At 74.3% G+C, this 20,229-nt stretch carries 16 protein-coding genes; 5 read left to right on the forward strand and 11 right to left on the reverse strand.

Going from position 1 to position 20,229, the window contains the following annotated elements; genetic code table 11:
* Nucleotides 1-21: 21 nt before the first annotated feature.
* Together ACGF13_RS23310 and ACGF13_RS23315 are read left to right on the forward strand one after the other, a co-directional pair.
* The gene (locus ACGF13_RS23310; protein WP_392878063.1) at nucleotides 22-945 is read left to right on the forward strand and encodes an ATP-binding cassette domain-containing protein; all 924 of its coding nucleotides are present in this window, start codon (nucleotides 22-24) and stop codon (nucleotides 943-945) included.
* Nucleotides 942-1,796 (forward strand): ABC transporter permease subunit, encoded by an 855-nt coding sequence (locus ACGF13_RS23315; RefSeq protein WP_392878064.1) that lies wholly within the window; start codon nucleotides 942-944, stop codon nucleotides 1,794-1,796. The genes ACGF13_RS23310 and ACGF13_RS23315 overlap by 4 nt, the downstream gene beginning before the upstream one ends.
* 71 nt (nucleotides 1,797-1,867) lie before the next feature.
* On the opposite strand, the gene ACGF13_RS23320 is transcribed toward ACGF13_RS23315, so the two are convergent.
* Together ACGF13_RS23320 and ACGF13_RS23325 are read right to left on the reverse strand one after the other, a co-directional pair.
* Nucleotides 1,868-2,509: a maleylpyruvate isomerase N-terminal domain-containing protein gene (locus ACGF13_RS23320; RefSeq protein WP_392878066.1), complete on the reverse strand. Its 642-nt coding sequence runs from the start codon at nucleotides 2,507-2,509 to the stop codon at nucleotides 1,868-1,870.
* Nucleotides 2,506-4,065 (reverse strand): MFS transporter, encoded by a 1,560-nt coding sequence (locus ACGF13_RS23325; RefSeq protein WP_392878068.1) that lies wholly within the window; start codon nucleotides 4,063-4,065, stop codon nucleotides 2,506-2,508. The genes ACGF13_RS23320 and ACGF13_RS23325 overlap by 4 nt, the downstream gene beginning before the upstream one ends.
* Nucleotides 4,066-4,284: 219 nt before the next feature.
* On the opposite strand from ACGF13_RS23325, the gene ACGF13_RS23330 reads away from it, so the two are divergent.
* Nucleotides 4,285-6,351 (forward strand): MDR family MFS transporter, encoded by a 2,067-nt coding sequence (locus ACGF13_RS23330; RefSeq protein WP_392878070.1) that lies wholly within the window; start codon nucleotides 4,285-4,287, stop codon nucleotides 6,349-6,351.
* A gap of 158 nt (nucleotides 6,352-6,509) precedes the next feature.
* Here the strand turns inward: ACGF13_RS23330 and ACGF13_RS23335 are convergent, their stop codons facing one another.
* Nucleotides 6,510-7,763 (reverse strand): MFS transporter, encoded by a 1,254-nt coding sequence (locus ACGF13_RS23335; RefSeq protein ID WP_392878071.1) that lies wholly within the window; start codon nucleotides 7,761-7,763, stop codon nucleotides 6,510-6,512.
* A gap of 86 nt (nucleotides 7,764-7,849) precedes the next feature.
* On the reverse strand, nucleotides 7,850-8,518 hold the full coding sequence (locus tag ACGF13_RS23340; protein WP_392878073.1) for a GntR family transcriptional regulator: 669 nt from the start codon (nucleotides 8,516-8,518) through the stop codon (nucleotides 7,850-7,852).
* Nucleotides 8,519-8,708: 190 nt separating this feature from the next.
* Between ACGF13_RS23340 and lysA the strand changes: the two genes are divergently transcribed.
* Both lysA and ACGF13_RS23350 read left to right on the forward strand, forming a co-directional pair.
* Nucleotides 8,709-10,076 (forward strand): diaminopimelate decarboxylase, encoded by a 1,368-nt coding sequence (gene lysA / locus ACGF13_RS23345; RefSeq protein ID WP_392878075.1) that lies wholly within the window; start codon nucleotides 8,709-8,711, stop codon nucleotides 10,074-10,076.
* Between the two features lie 9 nt (nucleotides 10,077-10,085).
* Nucleotides 10,086-11,009: a LysR family transcriptional regulator gene (locus ACGF13_RS23350; protein ID WP_392878076.1), complete on the forward strand. Its 924-nt coding sequence runs from the start codon at nucleotides 10,086-10,088 to the stop codon at nucleotides 11,007-11,009.
* Between the two features lie 43 nt (nucleotides 11,010-11,052).
* Here the strand turns inward: ACGF13_RS23350 and ACGF13_RS23355 are convergent, their stop codons facing one another.
* The 7 genes from ACGF13_RS23355 to ACGF13_RS23385 form a co-directional block, all read right to left on the reverse strand.
* Nucleotides 11,053-11,925 (reverse strand): serine hydrolase, encoded by an 873-nt coding sequence (locus tag ACGF13_RS23355; RefSeq protein ID WP_392878078.1) that lies wholly within the window; start codon nucleotides 11,923-11,925, stop codon nucleotides 11,053-11,055.
* Entirely contained in the window at nucleotides 11,922-13,550 is a 1,629-nt protein-coding gene (locus ACGF13_RS23360; RefSeq protein WP_392878080.1) for an amidohydrolase family protein, read from the reverse strand. Before ACGF13_RS23360 ends, ACGF13_RS23355 begins: the two co-directional genes overlap by 4 nt.
* A 41-nt stretch (nucleotides 13,551-13,591) precedes the next feature.
* On the reverse strand, nucleotides 13,592-14,389 hold the full coding sequence (locus ACGF13_RS23365) for an amino acid ABC transporter ATP-binding protein (protein ID WP_392878211.1): 798 nt from the start codon (nucleotides 14,387-14,389) through the stop codon (nucleotides 13,592-13,594).
* A gap of 2 nt (nucleotides 14,390-14,391) precedes the next feature.
* Complete coding sequence (locus ACGF13_RS23370; protein WP_392878082.1) at nucleotides 14,392-15,393, reverse strand: amino acid ABC transporter permease; 1,002 nt, start codon at nucleotides 15,391-15,393, stop codon at nucleotides 14,392-14,394.
* Nucleotides 15,394-15,424: 31 nt separating this feature from the next.
* Nucleotides 15,425-16,315 (reverse strand): ABC transporter substrate-binding protein, encoded by an 891-nt coding sequence (locus ACGF13_RS23375; RefSeq protein WP_392878083.1) that lies wholly within the window; start codon nucleotides 16,313-16,315, stop codon nucleotides 15,425-15,427.
* A gap of 177 nt (nucleotides 16,316-16,492) precedes the next feature.
* Nucleotides 16,493-17,344 (reverse strand): hypothetical protein, encoded by an 852-nt coding sequence (locus ACGF13_RS23380; RefSeq protein ID WP_392878085.1) that lies wholly within the window; start codon nucleotides 17,342-17,344, stop codon nucleotides 16,493-16,495.
* A gap of 130 nt (nucleotides 17,345-17,474) precedes the next feature.
* Nucleotides 17,475-20,219 (reverse strand): SdrD B-like domain-containing protein, encoded by a 2,745-nt coding sequence (locus ACGF13_RS23385; protein ID WP_392878087.1) that lies wholly within the window; start codon nucleotides 20,217-20,219, stop codon nucleotides 17,475-17,477.
* Between the last annotated feature and the right edge of the window lie 10 nt (nucleotides 20,220-20,229).

Genomic DNA, 20,229 nt, shown 5'->3' on the forward strand with positions numbered 1-20,229 from the left:
ATCCCCGGCACCGTGGGGCACATGATCGAAGTCACCGAGCTGACGAAGCGCTACGGCCGCGGCCACCACGTCCGCACCGTCGTCGACCGCCTCTCCTTCACCGTCCGGCCCGGCCGGGTCACCGGCTTCCTCGGCCCCAACGGCGCGGGCAAGTCCACCACCCTGCGGCTGGTCCTCGGTCTGGGCGACCCGACCTCCGGCACCGTCACCGTGGACGGCCGTCCCTTCCGCGGCCGACCGCGCGGCCTGCGGCACGCCGGCGCCCTGCTGGACGCGGGCGACGCCCACGGCGGGCGCACCGGCCGGGCCCAACTGCGGGCGCTGGCCCGCGCCAACGCGATCCCGGCCACCCGGGTCGAGCAGGTGCTGCACGAGGTCGGGCTCACCGAGGCCGCCGGGCGCCGGATCCGCGGCTACTCGCTCGGCATGCGGCAGCGGCTCGGCATCGCCGGCGCGCTGCTCGGCGACCCGCCGGTGCTGCTGTTCGACGAGCCGCTGAACGGACTGGACCCGGAGGGCGTGCTCTGGGTGCGCGGGCTGTTCCGGCGGCTCGCCGCCGAGGGCCGGACCGTCTTCGTCTCCAGCCACATGATGGCCGAGATGGAGCACACCGCCGACCACCTGGTGGTGATCGGGCGCGGCCGGCTGCTCGCCGACGAGAGCCTCACCGAGTTCGCCGCCCGAGCGGGCCTGCGCGCCGTCACCGTCCGGGCCGCCGAACCCGAGCGGCTCACCGCCGTGTTGACGACGGCCGGCGCCACCGTCCGGCCCGGCCCGGACGGCGAACTCGCGGTGAGCGGCCTGGACGCCACCCGGATCGGCGAACTCGCCCTGGAGCAGCGCCTGTTGCTGCACGCCCTGACCACCCGGGGCGCCTCCCTCGAGGAGGCGTTCATGGACCTGACCGCCGACAGCGTCGAGTACCCCGCCGGAGAACCCCGTTGAGCACCCTGCCCGCCTCGCCCCGTACCCTGCCCGCCTCGCCCCGCACCGAACCGCGTGCCCGCTTCGGCGACCTGCTGGCCTCCGAGTGGATCAAGTTCTGGTCGCTGCGCTCGGTCCCCTGGGTGCTCGGCCTCGGCGCCGTGGCGATCGTCGCCGCCAACCTCAAGTCCGCGCTCTACACCCGCGATCACTACACCCCGGGCGAGGGCGACCCCGCGGTCATGGCGCAGGTCGCGCTGAACGACGCGTTCAACCTCGCCTCCGCCGACATCCTGATGCTGGTCGCGGGCGGCCTCGGCGCGCTCGCCATCGCGGGCGAGTACGCGACCGGGCTGATCCGCACCACCCTGGCGGCCGTGCCCGACCGCCGGGCGGTGCTCCTCGCCAAGGCCTGCGTACTGGCCGCCGTGCTGTTCGGCTTCGGGGTGCTCACCGTCGGTGCCTCCTTCGGCGGGAGCCAGGCGATCCTGTCCGGGACGGGCATCGGACAGTCCGTCACCGATCCGGCCGCGCTGCGGTACGTCGCGGCGGCGGTGCTGTTCGGCCCGGTCTGCGCCCTGGTCGGCCTCAGCCTCGGCACCCTGATCCGGCACGGCGCGGGGGCCGTGGTGGCCACCGTCGTGGTGCTGTTCTTCGTCCCGTCACTGGTCACCGAGCGCTACCGCTGGAGCGCCGACCTACTGCACGCCCTGCCGCTGCCCGCCTGGCAGCGCCTGGCCCGGACCAGCCTGGCGGGCCTGCGCCCGTCCGAGTACCCGGCCACCGTCGCGGGCTCCTGGACCACCTTCGCGGTGTGGTCGCTGGCCTCGGTGGCCGTCGCGGCACTCGCCATCCACCGCCGGGACCACTGACGGCCCACCTGCGCGGCACAGCGCGAAACGCGGCACGGTGCGAAACGCGGCACAGCGCGAAGCACGGCAGCTCAGAACGCCGCGATGCTGCCCGGTGCCCGCTCGGCCCGGCTGAGCGTCCGCAGCACGGCCGCCCGGCCGTGCCGCCGGACGGCCAGCCGGGCCAGCAGGCCGATCACCGACTCGGCGGTCTCCGGCGGCAGTTCGGGTCCATCCACGGCGACGCTCACCGCCAGGTCGTCGCCGTGGACGGCGAGTTCCATCGTCCGGGTGGCCAGCAGGTCGTCGAGGGTCAGTGCCCACGGGCCCCAGAACGGCAGCCGGGCGGACCGGGTGGCGTCCGCCGCCGCCAGGGTGTCCGCGAGCTCCGGCAGTACGGCGGCGAGCCGGCGGTGCAGCACGGCCGGCCCGTCGGCCGCGAAGGCCTCACTGCCCTGCCGGATCCGCACGTTGACGTCCGCGTCGAGCGCGGCGCCGACCCAGGCCGACCGGGCGTAGTGGTCCAGCAGCCCGACCACCGGCTCCGCCGGTTCGGGCGCGGCCAGCACCTCCGGCACGCAGAGGACCTGGTAGGCCAGGTGCCCGGCCAGCCCGCCGACGCTCCACTGCGCCAGCGCGCTCGGCAGCCGCCAGGCCCGGGCCACCTCCGGGCGGCGCAGCAGTTCCTCGGCTGCCGCGGCGGCGGCCAGGAAGTCCGTCCGGGCGCCCGTCACGGCCCGTCTCCGCGGCTCTGCCCGTCTCCGCCGCGCGGCCCGTCCCCCACCCGCGGCCCGTCCCCGAACCTCGGCCCGGCGGCCCGGAAGCTGCCCCGGCCCGAGGCCATGTCGGCGACCGCCACCAGCAGCGCCACCAGCACCAGGCCGGCCGCGACCGTCACGCCCAGCTGGAAGGCCAGCGCCCAGTCCGGGCGGGGCCCGGCCGCATGGGCGAAGAACACCGAGCCGACGACGGCGATGCCCACCGCCGACCCGACCCGCTGCGCGGTCTGCAGCACCCCGCCCGCGCTGCCCGCCCGGGCCACCGGCACCTGCTGGAGGGTCAGCGTCTGGTTCGGGGCGATCACCAGCCCGCTGCCCGCCCCGGCGACCAGCAGCGGCAGCGCCGTCGTCCAGCCCACGCGGGGCCCCGACCACAGCTGCACCGCCAGCGCCGAGGCCAGCAGCCCGGCCAGCACCAGCAGCAGTCCGGCCACCACCAACCGCCGCCCGAGCCGGCTCACCAGCCGCCCGCCCACCGTCGCGGACACCCCCGAGCCGACCGCGAACGGCGTGACGGCCAGGCCCGCCGTCAGCGCCGAGTAGTGCAGGCCCGCCTGGAGGTAGAGCGTGAAGATGAAGAAGATCGCGGTGAACCCGGCGAAGTACACCAGCGACAGCAGCGTTCCCGCCGCGTACGGCCGCACCGCGAACAGTGCCATGCTCACCAGCGGTTCCCGCCGCCGCCCGTAGTGCAGCTCCCAGCCGACGAACACGGCGAGCAGCACCGCCGCCAGCGGCAGCAGCAGCCAGCGAACCCAGCCGTGCCACTGCTGGGCCTGGACGAACGGCAGCAGCAGCGAGACCGTCCCGGCGCCGAGCAGCAGCACGCCGACCGGGTCGAAGTCCCGGTGCCCGGCCCGCTGGTCGGCGGGCGGCGGCCCCGGGAGCAGCCGGTAGGCGATCGGCAGCAGGGCGACGCCGATCGGCAGGTTGACCAGGAACACCCAGCGCCAGCCGTTCTCCGGGCCGACGGCCTGGATCAGCAGCCCGCCGAGCAGCGGTCCGACGGCGGTGGACAGCCCGATGGTCGCGCCGAGGGCGCCGAAGGCCCGGCCGCGCTCAGCGCCCTGGAACAGCACCTGGATGAAGCCGGACACCTGCGGCACCAGCACGCCGCCGGCCGCGCCCTGGAACAGCCGGGCGAGCACCAGCCACTCCTGGCTCTGCGCCGCGCCGGCGAGCGCGCTGGCCACGGTGAACAGGGCGAGCCCGGCGAGGAAGACGGCCCGCCGGCTGCGCGCGTCGCCGAGCCGCCCGGCGGGCACCAGCACCAGGCCGAAGGCCAGCGCGTAGCCGCTGAGCACCCACTGCAGGCCGCTGTCGGACATGTGCAGCCCGACCCGTACGGTCGGCAGCGCGACGTTGACGATGCTGACGTCCAGCAGGGTCATGAAGCCGGCGACGAGGCAGACGGTGAGCGCCCGCCAACGCCGGGCGGCGGCCCGGGCGCCCACGGCGGTGGATCCGGGCTGCTTGGGGTTCGTGGTGCTGCGCGGGGGGTCGGCGTTCATGGGAGCCTCCCGGGGGCCGGGGCTTCCTGGTCGACATCCTGGTCGACGGGGCATCTGGTCGATGGGGCGTCCTGGGTCGACGGGTGATCGTCGGTCGGCCTGGCTCGGATCATCGTCGCCCGGCCCACCTGTGCCCGCCACCCGGGCGGATTCCACCCACTGTCACCCGAACGGCCGAACCGGATCGCGACCGCCGCCCGTACCCCGGAGGCTGACGGCATGACCGTCGCCACCGAGACCACGCCCTCCGCCCCTCCGGTGCTGGACGTCCGGCAGCGGAACGTCGTCTTCGCCACCATCGTGCTCGGCGTGCTGCTGGCCGCCCTCGACCAGACCATCGTCGGCACCGCGCTGCCCACCATCGTCGCGGACCTCGGCGGGGCCGCGCACATGTCCTGGGTGGTGACCTCCTACCTGCTGGCCGAGACGGTGGCCACCGTGCTGGCCGGCAAGTTCGGCGACCTGTACGGGCGCAAGCTGCTGTTCCAGATCTCCGCCATCGTCTTCGTCGCCGGCTCGTTCCTGTGCGGCCTGGCCACCTCCATGACCCTGCTGATCACCTGGCGCGCCGTGCAGGGCTTCGGCGCGGGCGGCCTGATGGTCACCGCCATGGCGCTGATCGCGGACGTCATCCCGCTGCGCGAGCGCGGCAAGTACCAGGGCGCGATGGGCGCGGTGTTCGGCGTCGCCACGGTGATCGGGCCGCTGCTGGGCGGGCTGTTCACCGACCACCTGTCCTGGCGCTGGGCGTTCTACGTCAACGTGCCGCTCGCGGTCGTGGTGGTCGCCGCCGCGGCCCGGACCATCCCCTCCGTCCGCTCGGCGACCCGCCCGGTCGTCGACTACCTGGGCATCGTGCTGGTCGCGGCCGGCGCCGGCGCGCTGATCCTGGCGACCAGTTGGGGCGGCAACCAGTACGCCTGGGGCTCCGGGGTGATCATCGGCCTGTTCGTCGGCGGCGCGCTGGCGCTCGGCCTGTTCTGCTGGGTGGAGACCCGGGCCGTCGAACCGATGCTGCCGATGCGGCTGTTCCGCAACCCGGTGTTCACGGTCTGCTCGGTGCTCAGCTTCATCGTCGGCTTCGCCATGCTCGGCGCGCTGACCTTCCTGCCGACCTTCCTCCAGTACGTGGACGGCGACTCGGCGACCGTCTCCGGCGTCCGGACGCTGCCGATGGTGCTCGGTCTGCTGATCGCCTCGGTCGCCAGCGGCAACGCGGTCAGCAAGACCGGGCAGTACCGGCTGTTCCCGATCGTCGGCACGGCGGTGATGGCCCTCGGCCTCTACCTGCTCTCCCGGCTGGAACCCGGCACCGGATCCGTACTCGCCTCGCTCTACATGTTCGTGCTCGGCGCCGGCATCGGGCTGAGCATGCAGGTGCTCACCATCGCCGTGCAGAACACCGTCGACTACGCCGACCTCGGCACCGCCACCTCCGGGGTGACCTTCTTCCGCACCATCGGCAGCTCCTTCGGCACGGCGGTGTTCGGCACCATCTACGCCAACAGCCTGAAGACCGAACTCGCCGACGGGATCGCCACCGCAGCCCGGCTCACCGGCGCCGACCCGGCCGCGCTCACCCACGCCGCGCAGAGCCCCCAGGGCCTGCACCAGCTGCCCGCCGACCAGGCCGCGCCGATCGTCCAGGCCTACTCCGACGCCCTGCACACCGTGTACCTGTGGACCATCCCGGTGGCCGTGATCGGCTTCGTGGTGTCGCTCTTCCTCAAACAGGTGCAGCTGCGCGACACCGCCCGGGCGGGCTCCACCGACATGGGCGAGGCCTTCGGCCAGCCGACCACCGCCGACTCCGACCCGCACCTGGAGTACGCGGTGTCCACGCTCGTGCGAGGGGTGGACCTCGACACCGTCCGGACGATCGTCTCCGGCGCCGGCACCCGGGTGGACCTGGCCGGGGCCTGGGCGCTGATGGAGGTGGCCGGCCACACCAAGGCCGTCGGTCACGCCTCGCTGGACCTCGTCGGAGCCCGCAAGCGGGTGCCGCCCGAGGTCCTGGAGCCGGTCTTCGACCGGATGGCCGCCGAGGGCTACCTGCTCCGCGACGGCGACCACCTCTCCCTCACCGAGGCCGGCACCCACGAGGTCCGCACCCTCGCCCACGCCTGGTCCGACTGGCTCAACGCCCGCCTCGACGCCGACGCCGGCCGCCCCCGCAGCCCCCGCCTGCGCGCCGCCGCCGACGCCATCGCCTGGCGCCTCCTGGTCGAGGACCTCGCCAACGGCCTCCCGGCCCACGCCCGCCCGACGGACGGCGCGAGCGCCTAGGAACCGCCTACAGACGAGTGGTGTCGAGGTCCAGGTCGAACGGCGCCGGGAGGTGGACGGGCGTGCCGAAGGGATGCGGGCCGCTCTCGGCGGAACCGAGCGCATTCTGCCTCCCCGCCCGGGAGCGGGCGGGGAGGCAGGAGAGCGGCGGACGAAGGTCAGTGCGGGGCTTCCGCCGGGGTCGGGGCGGGGCGGCGGGAGGAGAGGACGATCACGGCGAGGCTGGCGAGGGCGAGGGCCGTCACCACGGTGAGCATCACGGTGTAGGAGGCCAGCGAGGAGAGCGCCGCGAGCACGGCGGGCAGCAGGAAGCCCGAGTAGCAGAGCGCGTAGTAGACGCCGGTGATGCCGGCCAGGTCGTCCGGGGTGACGATGCGCTGGATCTCCAGCAGTCCGGAGACCACCCCGATCCCGTACGCGGCGCCGAGCAGGACCGCGCCGCCCAGGCCGAGCAGCGGGGAGCGGACCGCCGCGTCGCCGGCGCAGACGGCCATGCCGCAGGCCATCAGCACCATGGAGACGATGACGCCGCGCGCCGAGGAGAGCGAGTCCAGGCGCTTGGCGAAGGGCTGGACGAGGGCGCCGGTGCCGAGGGTGAGGACGGTCAGCAGGGTCGCGTAGGCCAGCGACCAGTCGCCGAGCCGGTCGCCGACCAGCTGCGGGGTCACCGCGTACGCGACGCCGGCCGAGCCGAACACCCACGGGGCCATCGGCAGCACGACCCGGACGAAGCGCCGGTGCCCGGCCGCCGGGACCCTGAGGTCCGCCCAGAGGCTGCGGACGGCCGCCGAGCGGGCCCGGGTCTCGACGGACCTCGGGAGCAGGAACAGCGCGGGCAGGGTGACCAGCAGGTGGGCGAGGTACGGGGTGACCATCGGCCAGGGGCCCCACTGGGCGAGCACCCCGGCCACCCCGGCGCCGAGGCCGAAGCCGAGGGTGAGGGCGAGGGAGGCGCGGCGGGCGCCAGCGCCCGGGTCGGCGGCCGGGTCGTGCGGGGCCTGGGAGAGCTCCTTGACCCAGCTGGTGCCGACGGCCATCGCGATGCCGACGGCTATGCCGGTGAGGAACCGCCCGGCGTAGATGGGGAGTTCACCGGCGGTGCCGCCGCACAGCACCGCGCTGGCGGCGAGCGACACGGCCACCGCGCCGATCATCAGCGGGCGGCGCCCGTAGCGGTCCGAGGCCGCGCCGCCGACCAGCAGCCCGGGGACCAGCCCGAGGACGTACGCCCCCAGGAAGGCGTCCACGGTGACCTCCGAGTAGCCGCCGAGGTGGCGGTACATCAGCAGCAGCGGGGTGAACTGGTTGCCGCCCCACCCGCAGCAGAGCATGGCCAGGGCCGCGAGCAGCCACGGCCGCCCCCGGCCGGACGGTGCGACGGGACCGGCGGACGGCGGCCGGGTGGTGCTCATGGTGGTGCTGCTCCTTGTCGGATGGTCGGTCCCGGCGGTCCGTCGGGGGTGTGCGCGCACGGTCGTCGGCGCGCGGTGAAGGGGGGTCAGCGGTCGGTGACCGCCCGGTGGGCGTCCAGGTGGGCGCGCAGGGCGGCGGTGAAGCCCTCGGCGTCACAGGCCGCGATCCGCTCGACGAGCACGGTGTGCTCCTCGACCAGCGAGGCCAGCCGCTCCGCCTGCCGCTCGGGCCGCACCTGGAGCAGCTGGACGGCCATCCGGCGCTGGCGGTCGCGCAGCGTCCCGTAGAACCGTCCGGCGAGCTCGTTGCCGGAGGCCGTCACGATGCCCCGGTGGAAGGCCTCGTCGGCGTCGGCGAAGGCGCCGAGGTCGGCCCGGCGGGCCGGTCCGCGCTGCTGGTCGATCAGTTCGGACAGCTGCCGGACCAGCGCGTCGAGGCCGTCGGGGCGGCGGGTGATCCGGCGCACGGCGGTGCTCTCCAGCGCCTCGCGCAGTTCCAGCACGTCCTCGGCCTCGCCGGGGCCGACCGGCACCACGACGGCTCCGCGCTTGGGGAAGAGCTGGAGCAGCCCCTCGGCCTGCAGCCGCAGGAAGGCCTCCCGGACGGGGGTGCGGCTGAGCGAGGCGCGCTCGGCGATCTCGCCCTCGCTGATCAGCGTGCCGCCGGGCAGGCCGCCGCCGAGGATGAGGTCCTTGGTCAGTTCGTAGGCGCGGTCCGCGGCCGGGACGCGGGCGGGGGGCGGGGTGTCGGCCATGGAGCACACCGTAGCACCATAGATGCAAGCTTAGATGCAACAGCCCTGGAGGGTCCTCCGGCGGAGCCCGAGCATCGGTTTCGGTACTGCTCAGGGCCCGAAGAATGCGCTTTCTCAGCCCCTCCCGCAGGGCCGAGGATGGGCGGGGCCAACAGCCTGCCGGGAGGAAGCCTTGTCCCCCATGTCGCCCGTGTCCCCTGTGCCGCCGGCCCTGCCGCCCGTCGACCAGGCCCTGCCGCCCGTCGATCCGGGCCTGCTGCCGCTCACCGCCGAGTTCCACCCCGAGGGCCTGTCCGTCGGCGGCGTGCTCCTCGCCGAGGCGGCCCGCCGGTACGGCACGCCGCTGTTCGTCTACGACGAGGAGCACCTGCGCCGCCGCTGCCGCGAGGCGGTGGCCGCCTTCGGCCGGGGCAACGTCGCCTACGCCTCCAAGGCCTTCCTCTGCACCGCGATGGCCCGGCTCGCCGCCGAGGAGGGGCTGCTGCTGGACGTCGCCTCCGGCGGCGAGCTGCGCACCGCGCTGTACGCCGGGGTCGCCCCGGAGCGGATCGTGCTGCACGGCAACAACAAGGACGAGGCCGAGCTGCGCACCGCGCTGACCGTCGGCCTGCGCCACATCGTGGTGGACAGCTTCGACGAGCTGGACCGGATCGAACGGCTGCACCACGAGGAGGGCCTGCCCCCGGCCCGGATCCAGCTGCGGGTGGCACCCGGGGTCGCGGCCGGCGCCCACCAGGCCATCCAGACCGGCGGCCACGACTCCAAGTTCGGCTTCGGCCTGGCCGACGGCGCCGCCGCGGCCGCGGTGCGCCGGGCCGAGGCCTCCGCCGCGGTACGGCTGGAGGGCGTCCACGCCCACGTCGGCTCCCAGGTGCTCGACCCGGCCGAACTGGCCGACGGCGCCGCCGCGGTGGCCCGGTTCGCGGTGGAGCACGGCCTGCGCCGGCTGACCGTCGGCGGCGGCCTGGGCGTGGCCTACCTGAGTGGGCAGAGCGCCCCCTCCTTCGCCGTCTGGGCCGAGCGGGTCCGCGCGGCGGTGCGCGGCGCCGGCTGGAGCGGCGAGGTCGGCGTCGAGCCCGGCCGCTCGATCGCCGCCCGGGCCGGGCTGACCCTGTACCGGGTCGGCACCGTCAAGCGGATCGAGGGCGTGCGCACCTACGTCAGCGTGGACGGCGGGATGAGCGACAACCTGCGCCCCGCGCTGTACGGCGCCCGCTACGAGGCCTTCCTGCCCCGCTGCCCCCAGGCACCCCGCCCGGCCCGCGCCCGGCTGGTCGGCAAGCACTGCGAGAGCGGCGACGTGATCATCGACGACGCCGCGCTCCCCGCCGACCTGCGGGTCGGCGACCTGCTGGCCACCCCGGTGACCGGCGCCTACGGCTACGCCATGGCGTCCAACTACAACAAGCTGCCGCGGCCCGCCGTGGTCTTCGTCCGCGACGGCGAGGCCCGCCTGGTGGTGCGCCGGGAGACCGAGCACGACCTGCTCCGGCTGGACGTGGCCGCCGCCGGCACCCGGGAACCGGTGGCCGCGCAGCCGGCGTACTACACCCTCTAACCTGGGCCGATGCTGAACAGCGCCCGACTGCACGTCCTCCTGGAGATCGCCCGCCGGGGCACCATCGTGGCCGCGGCGCAGGCCCTGCACCTGAGCCCGTCCGCCATCTCGCACCAGCTCGCCCGCCTGGAGCAGGAGCTGGGTGTCGCGCTGGTGGAACGGGCTCCGCAGTCCCTGCGCCTGACGCCGGCCGGGGTCCGGCTGGCCGAACACGCGCAGGCGATCGCCGATCTGATGGCCGTCGCCCAGGACGACCTGCGGGCGCACGCCCAGGCCGCGGCCGGCGTGCTGCGGATCGGCTTCTTCGCCTCCGCCGGGCTGGACCTGCTGCCCCGGGCGCTGGCCGCGTTCGCCGCCGGGCACCCCCAGGTGGAGCTGGAGCTCATCATGGGCCAGCCGCACGAGCTGGTCCCGGACCTGGAGGCCGGCCGGCTGGACGCGGCCGTCGTCTTCGAGCACCCGCTGGACCCGTGGTGCCGGCAGGCGGCGGTGGACGTGCGGATGTACTTCGAGGAGCCGCAGCTGGTCGTGGTGCCGCTGCGGCACCGGCTCGGACGGCGCTCGGTGGTGCGGCTGGCCGAGCTGGAGGGCGAGAGCTGGATCGGCACCCACGGTGGCAGCACCGGCGAGCCGGTGCTCGAACGCGCCTGCGCGGCCGAGGGGTTCCGCCCCCGGGTGCGCTGCCGCAGCGACCACTACCAGGTGACCATCAACCTCGCGCGGGCCGGCATGGGCGTCGCGCTGATCCCGGCGCTCGGCCTGGCCGACAGCGCCGGGGTGCACGTGTGCCGGCTGGACCACCCGCAGCTGCACCGCCGGATCGGGGTGGCCACCCGGGCCACCAACCGCAACCCGGTGCTGCGGGACTTCCTCGCCGAACTCGGCGCCGCCGCCGGGGAGATCAGGTCCCTGCTCGACATGCGGTGGGCCTGATCCCCCGGCCCGGGCCGGGGGATCAGGCCGGCGGCGAGCCGGCTCAGGCCGGCCGCTGGGCCCAGGCCGCGAGGGCGCGGCCGACGTCCCTGATGGCGTGCACGGCGGCCCGTTCGGTGCTGGGCCCGAGCGCCACGTCCCAGTGCGCGACGACCGCGTAGGCCACCCGGCGGGCGCCCACGATGACGCCCGCGTCGGCCCGTACCCCGGTGTCCGTGCCGGTCTTGTTGGCGACCAGCAGCCGGCCGGGCAGCGGCTCGGGGAAGCCGGGGGCGTACGGGTCGTGGTCGATCAGCGCGGGCACCAGGCCCTGGTCGGTGTTGGCGCGCATCCAGCCGAGCAGCCGGGCCGAGGCCGTCGGCGTGGCCATGGTGCCCCGGACGGCGAGGGCCACCAGGCGGGCCAGGTCGCGGGCGGTGCCGGTGGCGAAGACGGGCGGGACGTCCGGCCCGCGCTCGTCGCGCACCCGGTCGTGCAGGGTGAGCCGCTCCAGCCCGAGCTCGCGCGCCAGCCGGGCGGTGGCCGGCAGCCCGACCAGCCGCAGCAGCGCGTTGGTGGCGGTGTTGTCGCTGACCGCGGCGGTCAGCCAGGCCAGGTCCTCCACCGTCCAGCCGGGCCTGCTCAGCCGGCCGAGCAGGCCGGTGCCGCCGGTGACGTCCTCGGGGAGGATCGCCACCGGCCGCCCGGCCGTCAGCTCCCCGGTGTCCAGCCGCCGGGCGACCTCGGCGAGCAGCAGCAGCTTGGAGGCGCTGGCGACGGGCAGCACGACGGTGTCGTCCACCCCGACCGCGCCGACCGAGCCGCCGTCGGCGCCGTCGGCCGGGCCGACGGCGTCCACGTCCACGGCCGCCACCGCGAGGGTCAGCGGGAGCGCCGCCGAGCTGCGCGCGGCGGCCGCCACCTGGGCGAGGCTCATCGGACCCGCACCACCTCTCCGGCCCGGATCGCGGTCGCCCGGCCGCCGCGCACCGCGACCCGCCCGGCCACCACCACGGTCTCCACTCCCACCGGCGGCAGCAGCGGCCGCTCGAAGGTCGCGCCGTCCAGGACGGCCGCCGGGTCCAGCACCACCAGGTCCGCGATCGCGCCGTCCCGGACCACCCCGCGCCCGGCCAGCCGGAAGCGCTCGGCGGGCAGGCCGGTCATCTTGTGCACCGCGAGCTCCAGCGGCAGCAGCCCCTGCTCGCGCCCGTAGTGGCCGAGCACCCGGGCGAAGCTGCCCGCCCAACGGGGGTGCGGGCGTCCGGGTTTGGGCACCCCGTCGGAGCCGATCATCGACAGCGGGCTGGCCAGCACCCGGCGGACGTCGTCCTCGCGCATCGAGTGGCTGATGATGGTCACCTCGCCCTGCGCCTCCAGCAGCAGGTCGCAGACGTACTCCACCGGGTCGGCGCCGCGCTCGGCGGCCAGGTCGGCGATCCGGCGGCCCTCGGCCGTACGGCGGGCGGGGGCGGCGGCCACCGAGATCAGGTCCCAGCCGCCGTTGCCGACGGTGTTCTCCCAGCCCTCGACGCCGTTCGCGATGTCCGTGCGGATCCGGTCCCGCACCTCCTTGCTGCGCAGCCGCTCCAGCAGCGCGGCCGGCCCGCCCTCGCTGGTCCAGGGCGGCAGCATCGCGTGCAGCACGGTGCTGCCGGCGGTGTACGGGTAGACGTCGCAGAGCACGTCCACGCCGTCGGCGCGGGCCTGCTCCAGGCGCGGCAGGGTGCGCAAGGTGGCGCCCCAGGCGTGCCGCCCCGCGGTCTTGTGGTGGGAGACCTGGAGCGGGGCTCCGGAGCGCGCCGCGATCTCCAGCGCCTCCTCCAGGGCCTTCTCCACCTGGGACATCTCGTCGCGCAGGTGCGTGACGTACGGCTTGCCGTGCCGGGCGGCGACCTTCGCCAGGGCGACGATCTCCTCGGTGTCCGCGTAGACGCCGGGCGGGTAGATCAGGCCGGTGGAGAGCCCGGCCGCGCCCTGGCCCAGCGCCCGGTCGAGCAGCTCGCACATGGCGGCCAGCTCCTCGGCGGTGGGCGGGCGGTCCTCGAAGCCCATCACCCCGGCGCGCAGCGTGCCGTGGCCGACCAGCGAGGCGATGTGGTTGCGGCGCAGTTCGGGCCGCTGGCCGGCGGCGAAGGCGTCGAAGTCCTCGGCGGGCAGCACCGGCCCGAGGCCGAAGGAGACCCGTAGGTGCCCGGCCAGTTCGGGCAGCCGCTCGGGCAGCGCGGGGAACAGGCTGATCCCGCAGTTGCCGCTGATCTCGGTGGTGACGCCCTGGAGCAGCGGGGCGAGCCGCAGCTCGTCCAGGGCGTCGCCGTCGGTGTGGGTGCCGCCGCCGAAGGGGGCGGCGAGCGCGTCCGAGTGGGTGTGGACGTCGATGAAGCCGGGGGTGACGACCCGTCCGGTGACGTCCAGGGTCTCGGCCGCGGTCACCGCGGTGCCGGGCGGCAGCACGGTGACCCGGCCGTCCGCGACGGCGAGGTCGGCCGGGCGGGCGGGCGCCCCGGTGCCGTCCACCAGGGTGCCGCCGCGCAGCAGCAGGTCGACCGGGGTCGTGGTCACGTCCGCTCCCATCTGTGCCATCGCTGGTCCCATCGCTCCCATCAGAGCACCGTCGAGAGGAAGGCCCGGGTGCGGTCGTGCCGCGGGGCGGTGAACACCTCGGCCGGGCTGCCGGCCTCCACGACGGCGCCCTGGTCCATGAAGACGACCCGGTCGGCGACCTCGCGGGCGAAGCCCATCTCGTGGGTGACGACGATCATCGTCATGCCGCTGCGGGCGAGGTCGCGCATCACCCCGAGCACCTCGCCGACCAGCTCCGGGTCGAGCGCGGAGGTGGGCTCGTCGAAGAGCATCAGGGTCGGTTCCATGGCCAGTGCCCGGGCGATCGCCACCCGCTGCTGCTGGCCGCCGGAGAGCTGGGCCGGGTAGTGGTCGGCGCGGTCGGCCAGGCCGACCCGGGCGAGCAGCTCGCGGGCCTGCCGCTCGGCCTCCTCCCGCCGGCGGCCCTTGACCGCGACCGGGCCCTCCATCACGTTCTGCAGCGCGGTGCGGTGCGGGAAGAGGTGGAAGCGCTGGAAGACCATGCCGATCCGCTCGCGCTGGTGGCGGATGTCGCGCGGGCGGCGCTCGCGCAGCCTGCTGCCGGAGGCGCCGTGCGGCTCGTAGCCGACCGGCTCGCCGTCCACCTCGATCCGCCCGGCGTCGATCTTCTCCAGGTGGTTGAAGCAGCGCAGCAGGGTGGACTTGCCGGAGCCGGAGGGGCCGATCACGCAGAGCACCTCCCCCGACCTGACCTCCAGGTCGATGCCGCGCAGCACCTCCAGGTCCCCGAAGTGCTTGCGCACCTTCCGGGCCGACAGGACCACCTCGGTGGCCGGCTTCTCCAGGTCCGCACTCATCATCACTTGCCCTCCCCCTTCTTGACGCTCTTGCGTGCTCCACCGCGCCCGGGGCGCAGGTTGGCCAGCACCCGGCGGTGCAGCGCCGGCGGGGCCCCGGCCGGGTTGAACCTCCGCTCCACCGCGTGCTGGGCGACGCTCGCGATGGTGGTGAGCACCAGGTACCAGACGGACGCGACGATCAGCAGCGCGATCACCTCGAAGTTGGCGAGGTAGAGGTGCTGGGAGACGGTCATCAGGTCGGCGCCGGCGATGACGGAGACCAGCGAGGTGGTCTTCAGCATCGAGATGAACTGGTTGCCGAACGGCGGGATGATCACCCGCATCGCCTGCGGCAGCACCACCCGGGTGAGGATCTGCCGGTTGGACATGCCCAGCGAGGCACCGGCCTCGCGCTGCCCGGGGTCGACGCTCTGGATGCCGGCCCGGACGATCTCGGACATGTAGGCGCCCTCGTTGATCGACAGGCCGAGCAGCGCCGCCACGAAGCCGGTGATCAGGGTGTTGGACTGCCAGCTGACCAGCTTGGGCCCGTCGAACGGGATGCCGATGCTGATCTCCGGGAAGAGCAGCGCCAGGTTGAACCAGAAGATCAGCTGCACCAGCAGCGGGGTGCCGCGGAAGAACCAGGTGTACGCGCCGGCGGTGGTCCGCAGCACCGGGCTGTCGGACAGCTGCATCACGGCGACCACCACGCCGATGACGATGCCCACCACCTGGGAGATCAGGGTGAGTTGGACCGTCACCCAGAGCCCTTCCAGGATCACGCCGTCGAACTGGTACCTGGCAACGATGTCCCAGTGCAGGTTGGGGTTGACGATGACGGTCCAGGCGAGCCAGACGGCGACGAAGGCGGCCGCCAGGACGGCGAACCAGCGGGCCGGGCGGGGCCGGCCGGTCACCTCGAAGGCGAGGTCGTCGTCGGCGGCGGCGCCCCCGGAGGTCGTCGCGGGGCCGGCCTGGGCGGTCGTCGCGGGGCCGTTGGGCGTCGCGGGGTCTCTCATGTCGGTGCTCATCTCGTCGGTACCGCCGTTCTCACTGCGCCGCGTTGACGGTGGCGCGCTCCACCGCGCTGCCGCCGACCTGGTAGGTGTCCAGCACCTTGCGGTACTCGCCGCTCTCGATCAGCTCCTGGAGCGCCTTCTGCACCGCGTCGCGCAGCCCGGAGTCCTTCTTCGCCACCGCGATGCCCCAGGGCGCCGTCCCGTACTGCTCCGGAAGCACCTCGTAGGAGCCGCTGTTCTGCACGAACATCTGCGCCACCGGGTAGTCCACGATGGTGGCCACGGCCCGCTCGCTGTCCAGTTGGAGCAGCCCGGTCGGGGCGTCCTCGCTCTGCGAGATCGCCATCTTGGCGGCGCACTTGGCGTTCTGCTGCTCGCCGATCTCCAGGTTGGAGCTGCCCTTGGCGAGGACCACCTTCCTGCCGCAGAGGTCCTCGATGGACTTGATGCCCTCGGGGTTGCCCTTCTTCGTCATGATCACGCCGCCGGTGCGGAAGTAGTCGACGAAGTCGACGGCCTGGCGGCGCTGCGCGCTGTCCGTCATGGAGGACATCACCAGGTCGTAGCGGCCGGCCTGGAGGCCGGGGATCAGGCCGTCGAAGGAGGAGTTGGCGAGCTCCAGCTTCAGGCCGAGCCGCCCGGCGACGGCGGCGGCGAGGTCCGGGTCGACGCCGGTCAGCTCGGTCGTCCCGGGCTTGTACATCTCCATCGGCGGGTAGCCGACGGAGGTGGCCACTCTGAGCACGCCGCTCTGCTTGTTCTTCGCCGGGAGCAGCTCGGCGGCGCTCTTCCCGGAGTTCTGCGCGGCCTGCGCCGCGCCGGCGGCCGGGGAGCCGCCCTGGTCGGAGCGCCCGCAGGCGGTGGCGGCCAGGACGACCAGGGACAGTGCGGCCAGACAGCGCAGGGAACGGGGGCGGTTCATCGGCTACTCCCTCGGGCGGTGACGGTGCGCCGATGCTGGCAGCCGGGTCCGGGTGAACGGAAGATGATGAAGCTATTGCTGGCTCACCAACGATTTTCGTACGGCTGATCGCCCCCTGCGGAGGTGTTCCGCATGGCTTGCGGGCCCGCGGGGTTGCGGGCCTGCGGGCCCGGCGCGTCAGCCGGTGAGCCAGGGGGCCTCGGGCAGCTTGGCGTCGGCCTGCCGTCCGGTGAGTTCGACGGTGGTCGGGGTGCCCAGCCCCGGCATCCGCATCGTCACCCGGCGCAGCCCGCCGTCGCCGTCCACCCAGTACGTCAGCGGAGAGCGGGCGCCGTCGGGCGCGGAGCCCTGGGCGCGCGGACCGGCGAAGCGGTCGTAGTCCCGGCCGTCGATCCGGTCCCGGCCCAGCCAGCGGGCGCCGGACTGGGCGAGCAACAGCGGGTTGTCGGGGCGGTCCGCGCCGAGTTGGACGAGCAGGTTCAGTCCGGCGTCCAGCGGGTCCGCCGTGTAGGTGCGCGGCGACCAGCCCTGGCGCGGGATGTGCTCGGCCTGCTGCCAGGCGGGGGCGTCGGTACCGGGGCTGCCGGTGTTTCCGGGGCTGTTGGTACTGCCGGGGCTGCCGGTGCTGCCGGTTCCGGCCTGGTCGGGCGCCAGCCCGAGGCCGCCGGTGTCCCAGACGATCAGGCCGTGGTCCATCGGTCCGCCCGCGCCGGTGGTCCGGTAGCGGCCCACCCCCCGGTGGGTGCGGTAGTCGACGACCCCGTCGACCCGGATGCTCACGCCCCCGCCCTCGTCGGCCGTGAGCGTCACCGCCACCGGGCTCGCCTGGTAGAGGTTCAGGCGCGACAGGGCGAGCCGGCCCGCCTCGTCGGTGGTCACCGGGCGTTCGACGGCCTCGTCGGAGACCGTCCGGTAGACGGCCACGCCGCCCGCCGCGGCGCCGCACACCACGATCGCGATCACGGCCTTGAGCCAGCCGGCCCGGGCCCGACGGGGCGCTCGACCCTCGGCCTTCGTCTTGCGGGGCATGCGGCCCGCTCCCTCTCCTCGGTCGGACACGACAGTCGGGCGGGTCCGGGGGACCCAACGGTCCCACGAACCCGCCCGATTCGGGCCCGGTGGAGGTCTCCCCCCACCGGGCCCACTCACTGCGAAACCGCTAGCCGCGCTGGGCGGCCTTGCGCCTGCGGACCACCAGCACCATGGCGGTGCCGAGGGCGATCAGCGCCGCCGCGCCGGTCAGCGCGATCGGCATCCCCTCACCCGCACCGGTGTTGGGCAGGTGCCCGGGTGCGGGGGGCTGCGGTGCGGGCGGCACCGGAGCCGCCGACGTCGGCGCCGGGGTCGGCGTCTCGGTCGGGGTCGGGGTGGGCGTCGGCTTGGGGATCAGCTTGTTGACGGCCGTCACCTCCACGCCGGCGTCCAGGTTCGCCGAGGTCAGCTTCAGCGGACCGAAGACGGTGACCTCCGGCGCGGAGTAGCCGTCCGGCGGGCTCAGCTCCTGCCAGTAGTACGTCCCCGGCACGCCGGTGCCCTGGCAGATGCCGTCGGCCCCGGTGGTGCAGGGCTCGCCGACCTTGGTGTCGGGCTTGTCGCCGGTCGGCTGGAGCCCGTCGGTCCCGTTGGTCTCGTGCCACAGCTGGAACTTGGCGCCCGCCAGCGGCTTGCCGTCCTGGTCGTGCTTGACCAGGCGCAGCGCACCCTCCTGCAGGCGGAAGCCGAAGTCGTAGGTGTGGTCGTTCTCGCCGGGGCCGCCGGTGGTCAGCGCCCGCTCCGGGAACTTGCCGTCCTTGGGGACGATGCCCTTGGAGTCGACGAAGTGGTTGTCACCGACGTCGTGGTCGGTCGGCACCCACTGGAAGAGGGGGCCGTCCTTCGCGTAGTCCGCCGGGTTGTCCAGCTTGATCGTGTACTTGGTCCTCGGCTTGAGGCCTCCGTCGACGTTGCCGTCGTCGAAGTAGTACTCGCCGCGCTTGGTCGTCTTGGTGGTGCCGACGAGCTTCCCCGCCTCGTCGTACAGGTGCACGGTGGCATCCGGCACCGGCTTCTGGCCCGGCAGCTGGAGGCCGCTGCGCTCGGGGTCGTACCAGACCCGGTTGCCGATCTGGAGCGGCGCCTGGTCGCAGAGCACCTCCAGGTCGCCCATCGCGGCGCCCTTGCCGAACGGCGGGGAGCCCGGGGCCGTGTTGAGCCGGACGCCGCCGTCCGCCTTGCCGTTGCGCTTCTGGAAGGCGCTGCCGTAGCCGTAGGCCTGGCTGTCGCTGTCGTAGCCCGAGGTCACGATGGAGTCCTCGACCTTGGACAGCGCCATCCCGGCGTTGCCGGGGTTGTTGTGGCCGATCCGGGCGTTGTCGAAGAACCGCTGGCCCCGGGCCGTGGAACCGCAGCCCAGGTTGGTGTCCAGCACGTACGTGCCGTTCGCCGGGCAGGCCTTGAGGAGGTCACCGCCGGGCAGGACCTTGGCCATCGCGGCGCCCGTCGGGCTGGCCGCCGACTGGTCGCCGAAGCGGTCCCGGAAGGCGAGCAGCATCGAGCCGTCCGTCTCGAACGTGATCTCTGCGACCGCCGGCTCGGGGTTGGCCATGTAGCTGTCCCCGCAGGCCTGACCGTTCTGGCTGGTCGGGAACGTGTCCTGCCACGGGAACCAGCCGGTGCCCGGGCACGGCCCGCCGACGGTGGTGCCGCGCGGGTAGTCGAGCGGCTGGTTCAGCACCGCCGACTTGAACGCACCGGTCGCCAGGTCGAACGGCAGCACCACGGCCCGCAGGTCCGAGGCCTTGTGGGTGGACTCGCCCGAGCAGACGCCGCCGAGGAAGCCGACGCCGTCCTGGATGCCGAGGCCGTACGGACGCCAGTCCCCCGCCGCCGGGCAGCCCGGGTCCGGGATGGCGTAGGCGGCCTTGGGTGCGGCCGCCGTCGCCGCGGTGGCGTCGTAGCGGTAGAGCTTGCGGTCGTGCAGGTTGACGACGAAGAGGTCCTTGCCGTCGTCGGTGATCTTGATGCCGCCCAGGCTCTCCTTGCCCACCGGGGCCAGGAAGCCGTCGTCGTTGCCCGGGGTGTGCGGGGTGGTGCCCGCGTCCGGGACGGTGGCGAACAGCGTGGTCTTCTTCTTGTCCCAGTCGGTGACGTAGATCCCGCCGGGGCCGCCGGGGCCGTAGCTGGTGGTCCGCTTGGCCTGGGCCGAGGAGAACACCCGGCGGTCGGCCCTGTTCCAGGCGATGCCGTAGAGGTTCCCGGTCTGCCCGGCCGTGGCCACGTCGGTCAGGGTGAAGCCCTTACCGGCCGTTCCGCGGGACTCGTACGGGAAGGACACCAGCGTGTGCTGGTTGTCCCCGTCCGCGGGCGGGTTCTGACAGGTCGACACCAGCGGCGCGTTCTTCTGGCAGTAGTCACCCGGGCTCCAGAGCCCCGTGGTGAGTTCCACCGTCTTGCCGCCGGAGAGGTCGACGAACTCCTCGTTGGAGCTCAGCTTGTTGGGGGCGCCGTCCAGGCCCTCGCGCGAGGCGAAGGCCGGGTAGAGCACACCCGGCTTCGGATTCGCCACCTGGACGCGGTACTTGCCGCCGGTGAGCTTGCTGGTGGCCGGCGCCAGCGTCACCGTGCCGTCGGCCGCCGTGGTGCCCTCGACGGCCACCCCGGCGTCGTCGGTGAGCGTCACCTTCACGCCCGCCATGGTCGATTCCAGCCCGGGGGTCCACACCCCGTCGGTGTCGACGGCCCGGATCACCCGGACCTTCACGGTGCCGTCGCCGGCCGCCGGGAAGGCCGAGGGGGCCGCCGCCAACGAGCCGGCGCCGATCACCACGGCCAGGGCCGCCGCGCCGGCCACGGTGCGACCGAGCCCGCCCTGCCGCCGGTCCGGGCCGCGCGCGACACCGGCCGTTCGTTCACTAGTCGTCGTCATCCCTGCTCTC

It is taken from the genome of Kitasatospora sp. NPDC048286 (assembly GCF_043201735.1).
Lineage (GTDB): Bacteria > Actinomycetota > Actinomycetes > Streptomycetales > Streptomycetaceae > Kitasatospora.

Bases quoted from the DNA above. Each gene is read 5' to 3' on its own strand.
- ACGF13_RS23330 (WP_392878070.1), top strand. From the start codon at position 4,285: ATGACCGTCGCCACCGAGACCACGCCCTCCGCCCCTCCGGTGCTGGAC.
- ACGF13_RS23355 (WP_392878078.1), bottom strand. From the start codon at position 11,925: ATGAGCCTCGCCCAGGTGGCGGCCGCCGCGCGCAGCTCGGCGGCGCTC.
- ACGF13_RS23380 (WP_392878085.1), bottom strand. From the start codon at position 17,344: ATGCCCCGCAAGACGAAGGCCGAGGGTCGAGCGCCCCGTCGGGCCCGG.
- ACGF13_RS23340 (WP_392878073.1), bottom strand. From the start codon at position 8,518: ATGGCCGACACCCCGCCCCCCGCCCGCGTCCCGGCCGCGGACCGCGCC.
- ACGF13_RS23310 (WP_392878063.1), top strand. From the start codon at position 22: ATGATCGAAGTCACCGAGCTGACGAAGCGCTACGGCCGCGGCCACCAC.
- ACGF13_RS23335 (WP_392878071.1), bottom strand. From the start codon at position 7,763: ATGAGCACCACCCGGCCGCCGTCCGCCGGTCCCGTCGCACCGTCCGGC.
- ACGF13_RS23365 (WP_392878211.1), bottom strand. From the start codon at position 14,389: ATGAGTGCGGACCTGGAGAAGCCGGCCACCGAGGTGGTCCTGTCGGCC.
- ACGF13_RS23370 (WP_392878082.1), bottom strand. From the start codon at position 15,393: ATGAGAGACCCCGCGACGCCCAACGGCCCCGCGACGACCGCCCAGGCC.
- ACGF13_RS23385 (WP_392878087.1), bottom strand. From the start codon at position 20,219: ATGACGACGACTAGTGAACGAACGGCCGGTGTCGCGCGCGGCCCGGAC.
- ACGF13_RS23375 (WP_392878083.1), bottom strand. From the start codon at position 16,315: ATGAACCGCCCCCGTTCCCTGCGCTGTCTGGCCGCACTGTCCCTGGTC.
- ACGF13_RS23350 (WP_392878076.1), top strand. From the start codon at position 10,086: ATGCTGAACAGCGCCCGACTGCACGTCCTCCTGGAGATCGCCCGCCGG.
- ACGF13_RS23325 (WP_392878068.1), bottom strand. From the start codon at position 4,065: ATGAACGCCGACCCCCCGCGCAGCACCACGAACCCCAAGCAGCCCGGA.